This is a genomic window from Nostoc sp., from assembly GCF_036917155.1.
GTDB lineage: Bacteria > Cyanobacteriota > Cyanobacteriia > Cyanobacteriales > Nostocaceae > Nostoc.
The window spans coordinates 153,778-160,917 of record NZ_JBALDZ010000031.1 but is presented as its reverse complement, the minus strand read 5'-3'; the positions used below and the strand labels follow the sequence as shown (position 1 = coordinate 160,917).

At 42.8% G+C, this 7,140-nt stretch carries 6 protein-coding genes; all 6 read right to left on the bottom strand.

Annotation, left to right across the window (positions count from 1 at the left end; genetic code table 11):
• Nucleotides 1-162: 162 nt before the first annotated feature.
• The 6 genes from V7K67_RS05800 to V7K67_RS05775 all read right to left on the bottom strand — a co-directional run bounded on the left by V7K67_RS05800 (nucleotide 163) and on the right by V7K67_RS05775 (nucleotide 6,712).
• On the bottom strand, nucleotides 163-1,767 hold the full coding sequence (locus tag V7K67_RS05800; RefSeq protein ID WP_335165576.1) for an NAD(P)H-quinone oxidoreductase subunit N: 1,605 nt from the start codon (nucleotides 1,765-1,767) through the stop codon (nucleotides 163-165).
• Nucleotides 1,768-2,232: 465 nt separating this feature from the next.
• On the bottom strand, nucleotides 2,233-2,505 hold the full coding sequence (locus tag V7K67_RS05795) for a hypothetical protein (RefSeq protein ID WP_334708878.1): 273 nt from the start codon (nucleotides 2,503-2,505) through the stop codon (nucleotides 2,233-2,235).
• Nucleotides 2,506-2,583: 78 nt separating this feature from the next.
• Nucleotides 2,584-3,645, bottom strand: a complete 1,062-nt coding sequence (locus tag V7K67_RS05790; RefSeq protein WP_334732592.1) for a WD40 repeat domain-containing protein — start codon at nucleotides 3,643-3,645, stop codon at nucleotides 2,584-2,586.
• Between the two features lie 85 nt (nucleotides 3,646-3,730).
• Nucleotides 3,731-4,702 carry a CobW family GTP-binding protein gene (locus tag V7K67_RS05785; RefSeq protein ID WP_334708880.1) on the bottom strand — a complete coding sequence of 324 codons (972 nt, stop codon included), beginning with the start codon at nucleotides 4,700-4,702 and terminating at the stop codon, nucleotides 3,731-3,733.
• Nucleotides 4,703-5,161: 459 nt separating this feature from the next.
• Nucleotides 5,162-6,073, bottom strand: a complete 912-nt coding sequence (locus tag V7K67_RS05780) for an alpha/beta fold hydrolase (RefSeq protein ID WP_334732593.1) — start codon at nucleotides 6,071-6,073, stop codon at nucleotides 5,162-5,164.
• Between the two features lie 198 nt (nucleotides 6,074-6,271).
• Nucleotides 6,272-6,712 carry a SufE family protein gene (locus V7K67_RS05775; protein ID WP_334732594.1) on the bottom strand — a complete coding sequence of 147 codons (441 nt, stop codon included), beginning with the start codon at nucleotides 6,710-6,712 and terminating at the stop codon, nucleotides 6,272-6,274.
• Nucleotides 6,713-7,140: the final 428 nt, after the last annotated feature.

Sequence of the window (7,140 nt, the reverse complement as noted above, 5' to 3'; positions counted from 1 at the left end):
TGGCTGATGAGGCTGATTTTCTTCATGCCCTCTAATCTACCATCTCTCTGTACTTATTTTTCCTGGTAGCCTAATTTCCACCGTGAACGGTTACTGAAAAACACCTGTCTGCTAATTAGCAAACAGGCGTGTCTTTGAGTACGAAGTTTCGTTGAGACTCGGTTAAATCTTAGCAGTAGAATCAACTGAGGGTTGAGACTGACTAACCGAATCTAACTTTGGCAAAAGCACTAGATTTTGTGCTTTTACATTACTGTTGATTGTTGCTTGCAAAAATGGAGTATGGGAGATGGAATTGTTAGCCAATGTAAACAGTGGATTTGACAAAATCCCTGCTACAGTAGTGGCAATTAATGTTACCACCAAACCGACCTGCAAAGGTCTTAGCCCAGGTAAATCCCAACGCACTTGTGGATAATTCTTCACTGCGTCGGACATTTCATGGGGTTCTTTGACTACCATCATTTTAACTACGCGAATGTAGTAGTAGATGGAGACGACGCTGGTAACTAAGCCCAACAAGACTAACCAATAAAGTCCTGCTTGCCAACCTGCCCAGAATAAGTAAATCTTGCCGAAAAACCCAGCTAATGGTGGGATACCACCCAAGGAAAGCAGGGAGATACTCAAGGCGAGTGTTAAGAGTGGGTCTTTTTGATATAAGCCAGAGTATTCGGCAATCTGGTCGGTTCCCGTGCGTAGTGAGAACAGAATGATGCAGGTAAAGCCGCACAGGTTCATGAATAGGTAGACCAGTAGGTAAAATATCATACTGGCATAACCCGCCTGTGTACCAGCAATCAAGCCAATCATCACAAACCCGGCTTGGGCAATGGATGAATAAGCTAGCATCCGTTTCATGCTGGTTTGGGCTAAGGCGACTACGTTACCCAAGATCATGCTGAGAACGGCTAGAGCAGTGAAGACAAACCTCCACTCATCAGCAACGAGAGGGAAGGCTGTTGTTAGCAAGCGGATGGCTAGGGCAAACCCAGCCGCTTTGGAACCGACAGATAAAAAGGCGATGACTGGGGTGGGTGCGCCTTCGTAAACGTCTGGTGTCCACTGGTGGAAGGGTGCAGCGGAGATTTTGAAGCCAATACCTGCGATCGCAAAAACCAGGGCAATCACTAAACCTAAAGATTGTCCCACTTTTGCTGTGGCAATGCCATTTGCGATCGCACTTAGTTCAGTTTGTCCTCCAGATAGTCCATACAGCAGTGATACACCGTACAAAAATATTGCTGTACTGGAAGCTCCAATTAACAAGTATTTCAGCGCCGCTTCATTGGAGCGGGGGTCACGCTTGGTATAACCTGTCAACAAATAAGAGGAGATACTCAGGGTTTCTAGGGAGATGAAAATCATCACCAACTCACTAGCCCCGGATAAAAACATCCCTCCCAAAGTAGCACTCAGCAAAATAGCGATGAATTCGGCTAAAGCGGTGCCACTCTGCTCAACGTAGCGAATTGACATCAGTATAGTAGCGATCGCAGACAAGGCAATAATACCGCGAAAGACAATACTCAGGTCGTCACTGTTAAAGCTACCGGTAAAACCGATGGGATTAGGAGAGTCCCATTGAAAGTATAGGGCGATAATCGAAGCAAATAAACCTGCGATCGCTAGATATCCAATCCAGCACGCGGATGTACGCCCCAAAATCAAATCAACTATCAAAACCCCCAAGAGGGTGAGAATAACAATCCCCTCTGGCAAAATCGTTCCAGCGTTTAGCTGGGATGCAATATTAGCAAAATCCATGAGATGTATAGGTTTTGGCGATTAGACATTAAGGCTAACTCTGTTCACTCTAGCAAGTTTTCTAATCCCCGGACTAGCTCTTTTAACAAGAGCTTAACAGCTTGGGTGCAGATGGCGATTGCACTAACTTCACTGGCTTACCGCAGCTTTTTCAGTATCCAGGAATTCACCTAACAGCTTTCCTACCTCGTTTTTTAGGCGCTATCTTTTGCGAATACCATTAATTATGTTGCAAGTAGTGCGATCGCCAAGAATCCAGGCCGAATGGAATTCGCGGCTACACAAACTCTCGTCCGCCTCCGCGGACTAAGAGAAAATTAAGGTTTTTTAACCCACAAAGGTGGGTTTTGCTTGTGTAGACGCGGTTTCTAACCGCCCTTTTACTAAGGAAAAATTAAGATTTTTTAACCCACAGAAGTGGGTTTTGCTTGTATAGACGCGATTTCTAACCGCCCTTTCACTTTCTTAAAAACCGACAGATGGCAGCTTGCCTTGTAGGGACTGAAATTTAGACTGAACACAGTTGGCACAATTGCAACCAAGCTGATCAATAATCGGATGAGATGTTTGAATCAAGTTTGGTGTTGCCAGATCGGGAATTTGTTGTGTAGATACTACCGTCATAATTTGGGTAGCGTATAAAGATTTCAGGCTGGATGCGTTTGCTGGATTGACTATCAGCAGCATGGATATCAGAAATGCGGGACAGGCAAGTAAAATCAGTTTGACTATGTTCATAATTTACACAAAGATAGCTTTGCTGATACAGCATAGCTAATAAATTGCCCAGCTTCAATTTTAATTACCAAGTACTGCTTAACTACGCCCGAATCCTTGACCCCGCAAAACCTTTGACCAAATAACTAATTCGCCCTGTTCACCGCCTGCGGCCAGTAACTTACCTTGGGGATGCCAGGCTAGGCTAGAAAATCCTGCTGAGACACCTGTAATAATTTGGGATACTTCCTTGGCTTTGTTCCACAAACACAACCAGCCGTCAGCAGCAGCAGAAGCGAGAAGGAAGCTTTTCGGTGCAAAGGCGATCGCATTGATCACACCTACATGATTTGTTAATACTCGTGCTTCCCAACCTAAAGTATCATCCTCTAGCTTTTCCCACACCACAATACCTTCAACGCTAGAAGATGCCAGTATTGGCGCACCTACTTTTGTAGTAGCTTCTGACCATGCCAATTGGCGAATTTTACCAGGGAAGCCACGCATCACCCAAGGGTCGGGGTTGTTCCACTCTAAAACGGTGATACTGCGATCCATATTGCCAGAAGCCAGGAATTTGCCATCAGGCGACCAAGCCATCGCTACACTGACAGTAGTCATATCTAGGTTGTATGGTTCTTCATCCCAGTTTTGACTATGCCAAATCTTGACTCCCTTATAACCACTAATGGCTAAGTATTGTCCGTCAATGCGCCAATCTATACCCAATACTGAAGAGTTGTCAAAATTCAGCGTCACAACAATTTCATGAGTATCTGCATCCCAGACTTGGACGTAACGCCCCAAACTAAAAGCTAGTTGGTTGCTGGTGTAATTCCAAGCTAGCTTGTCAACCCATGCAGGGGCATTTTCCAGCGTGGCGATTAATTCAGTGTCGCGCCAAATTTTCACCTGTCCATCTTGTCCGCCAACGGCTAAAAATTTGCCATCGGTCGAAAAAGCGAGACAGTCCACTGATTTACCATTACTAGTTTGTAAGGTTGTGAGTTCGCCATCATTCCATAAAACTACTTCCCCGGCGGCGGAAGTTGCTGCTAAAGTTTTACCTTGTGGCGACCAAGCGATCGCAGTTACATAATCTGAAAGTGTCCCCGAATAGTGTTGTTCAAATTCCTTAGATTTGCTGGTTGTGGTGTTCATATTTTTTACAGAAGTTAGGAATTAGGAGTTAGGAGTTAGGAGTTAGGAATTTTTAACTCATCACTCATAACTCCTAACTTTTTATTTACGCAAGACAGGCGAGAAAATCTTGCTTGAGTTGGGCTGCATCAAGGTTGCGGCCGATGAAGACTAGTTCGTTTTTGGGGGTTTCGCTTGGTTTCCAGGGGCGATCGGGTTTGCCATCAAAGATCATGTGTACTCCTTGGAATACAAATCGATTGTCTTCTCCAGCAATATTTAAAATGCCTTTCATCCGAAAAATATCTGGCCCTTGGGTACGCAGTAACTCCGAAAGCCAAGTGTTTAATTTTTCTCCATCAACTGCACCCGCTTCTACTAAAGCCACTGAAAAGACAGTTTCATCGTGTACGTGGGCATCTTCACCTAAGAAATCTGGATCAATTTCTAATGCACGATCTAAATCAAAGGCTTTGACACCTAATAAAGCATCCATTCCTAGTTCAGAATTTTGGGTACGGTAGATTTTTGCGATCGCATTCATCGCCCGAATCCGTTTTTCTAATTCATCCAATTCTCCTGGCGCTACCAAATCTGTTTTATTAAGTAAAATTACATCGGCAAAGGCAATCTGTTCTTGGGCTTCGTCGGCATCCCAGTGCTGCCAAATATGCTTGGCATCTACGACTGTCACCACCGCATCTAAAGACAGTTGACTTTGTAAATCTTCATCCACGAAAAATGTCTGAATCACTGGTGCTGGATCGGCTAATCCAGTTGTTTCAATTACTAAATGGTCAAATTTATCGCGCCGCTTCATCAAATTGCCAATGATGCGAATTAAATCGCCGCGCACTGTACAACAGATACAGCCATTGTTCATTTCAAAAATTTCTTCATCTGCATCGATAATCAATTGATTATCAATACCCACTTCCCCAAATTCATTAACAATCACAGCAACTTTTTTGCCGTGTTCGTAGGTGAGGATGTGATTGAGTAGAGTCGTTTTACCTGCTCCCAAATAGCCTGTAAGAACAGTAACGGGAACTGAATTGTTGATTACGTCAGCCACCATACTCTAAATTCCCCTTATCTCACCTTATGGATAATCATTATCACATATCATAATTGTTTTTATTTTTTTGTGCGAACTTGCTGTTATTTTGGGTTTCAGCAAAATAATCACATAATTTAATCAGGAAACATTTTATTTTTATGCATCTGTAATAAGTCATAAATATTCACAAGTTGGCGTAGGCGTAGCAGCTTAGGAGTATTGTATACAAGCTGACCTACCCTGCGGTCAATAGGGTTGGGTTAAAGTTAGCACTCTTTGTCAAAGTCCTTTTTTGAACGAACTGCAAAGGCACAGAAAGCGCAGAGAGAAAAAGTGCGAGTAACCGCATTTCTTTCTCTTTCTTCTCTCTCTGTGTCCTCCGCGCCTCTGCGGTTTAAAGGTATTGAAAGGGCTAGTCTTATAATCTTAATATCGCACCAATGTGCAAAATGATTCTTTGCATTTTGGCGTGAGGATTTAATTTTCTGAAGAGAACAAAAAATCTTGAATTGCTTCTAAAACAACTGCTGGGTATTCTTCATGCAGTCCCAAAGAACCAGGGATAACAACACTTCTCACTCCTGGTAAGGCTACCAAAGCGTTCATTTCTTCTCGTGATTTGGGAGGGCTAGATTCCCCAATTACTACCATGAGCGGTACGGTTAAAGACTGCACAAGTTCCAGAAAATCTGATTGTGCGTGTATAGCATCAAGATTACCAGTTACAAAGGCAGCAGAAGCAAATCGCGCTCCTGGTTGTTGAGTTGTCTGCCATTTCTTCTCAATGAAACTGGGTGTAATTTTAGCCGCGTCAGTAAAGACATGACGGCGGTACATAAAACTTAATAAAGATGGGGCAGTATTGAGTTTGTAGAGAGCTTGACCAAGTATAGGCGATCGCACCAATTCTCTGACAATGCCAGCTATTTGCTGACTTGCTCCCATTGTCGGCAAAGGCCCACGCCAAGTAGGAGCTAACAATACAATCTTTGAGAAAGCAGCCGATTTCACAGCTAATTGTAAAACGTAACTAGTAGCATGACCAGCCGCCACCACGGTAATCGGAGTATTAAAAACAGCTTTGACAAAATCTTCCAGAAAGTGCTGATATATTTCTGGTCGATAATTCAAACTAGGGCGAGAAGATTGTCCAAATCCAGGCCAGTCTATGGCTACAACTTGAAAATGGGGAGCTAGTAACTTGGCAAGTTCACCCATTTCCAAACGCGTCGAAACACTGCTGAAAGCTGGTAGTAGCAATAGCGGTGAACCTTTACCAAGGGTTTCATAAACAACGCGTAATTGCTGATTTTCCCAGTTCCAGAGATATTCTTGAACTACTCCACCAAAGCCAATAGCAATAGAGGTAGACAATAGATTGGTTGACATAAGACTAAATTTATTGTTATGGAGTTAGGAATTAAGAGTTAGTAGGATGTTTGAAAAGCCCTGGCGACTAGAAGTCGCTACTACACTAGCATTGTCCACCTCCGTGGAAAGCATGAAGAATCAAGCGTTTTTAACCCACGGAGGTGGGTTTTGTCTGTGTAGCCGCGACTTCTAGTCGCCAGGGCTTTTCTTATCTGTTTAGTTAGGCAAATCTAACTTACATTCCAATGCTTTTTTTTGCATGGTTTTAAAAATGTTGTAAAATCCATTAGCACGGGAAGGTGTCAGGCTAATATTTAAACCTGTTTCTTGGATAAAATCTGGAGTGAGTTGGACAATCTCAGTTGGTGTTAGTCCATGCAATCCTTCAACCAGAAGCCCTACTAATCCTTTAGTTAACTGGGAATCGGAATCGCCCTGAAATACAACCTTACCATCATCCAAGGCTGCGGTGATATAAACTTGAGACACGCAACCAGAAACTTTATTTTCGGGTAATTTATCGGCTTCTGGGAACTCATTGAGCTTCTGAGCATACCAGATTAGCTGTTCGTAGCGCCGCTTCGGTTCAGAAGCGCGTTGAAAGCGCTGGACAATTTTAGCTAGCGCAGGTGGCAAAGAATCTAGAGTTGAGGACATAACAGAAGCAGCAAATGATCGGTATCACTTTGAGTTTAAATTATCTTTAGAGCGATGCCTAGGGCGGGCTGCGCCTACGCGCTTCCGGTTCACGTCGCCATATCAGCTAGCTATCACAATTATCATTGACTATAACTTGTCAAATTCAGACAATTACTGCGATCGCATTCACATCGTTCAGATTTTTTAATGCATCTAATCACAAAAACTTAATTTTTTTATAAGCAAGCTTACAAAAGCTATAGTTGCATCAATATATACTTTTTTATTACGTAAGTATGATCAATGGGTGAAATTTATATGTCGTTTGATTTGATTGAGATTTTTAACGCTACTAACTCCTATCAGTACGCAATTATAAAATTAGCTGCAAGTAGATTGAACTAAGCAGCTAGATAATAATCGACAATTAAAAATTAAAAATCAAA

Coding starts and splice junctions, on each gene's coding strand:
- V7K67_RS05795 (WP_334708878.1), bottom strand. CDS start 2,505: ATGAACATAGTCAAACTGATTTTACTTGCCTGTCCCGCATTTCTGATA.
- V7K67_RS05775 (WP_334732594.1), bottom strand. CDS start 6,712: ATGTCCTCAACTCTAGATTCTTTGCCACCTGCGCTAGCTAAAATTGTC.
- V7K67_RS05785 (WP_334708880.1), bottom strand. CDS start 4,702: ATGGTGGCTGACGTAATCAACAATTCAGTTCCCGTTACTGTTCTTACA.
- V7K67_RS05800 (WP_335165576.1), bottom strand. CDS start 1,767: ATGGATTTTGCTAATATTGCATCCCAGCTAAACGCTGGAACGATTTTG.
- V7K67_RS05780 (WP_334732593.1), bottom strand. CDS start 6,073: ATGTCAACCAATCTATTGTCTACCTCTATTGCTATTGGCTTTGGTGGA.
- V7K67_RS05790 (WP_334732592.1), bottom strand. CDS start 3,645: ATGAACACCACAACCAGCAAATCTAAGGAATTTGAACAACACTATTCG.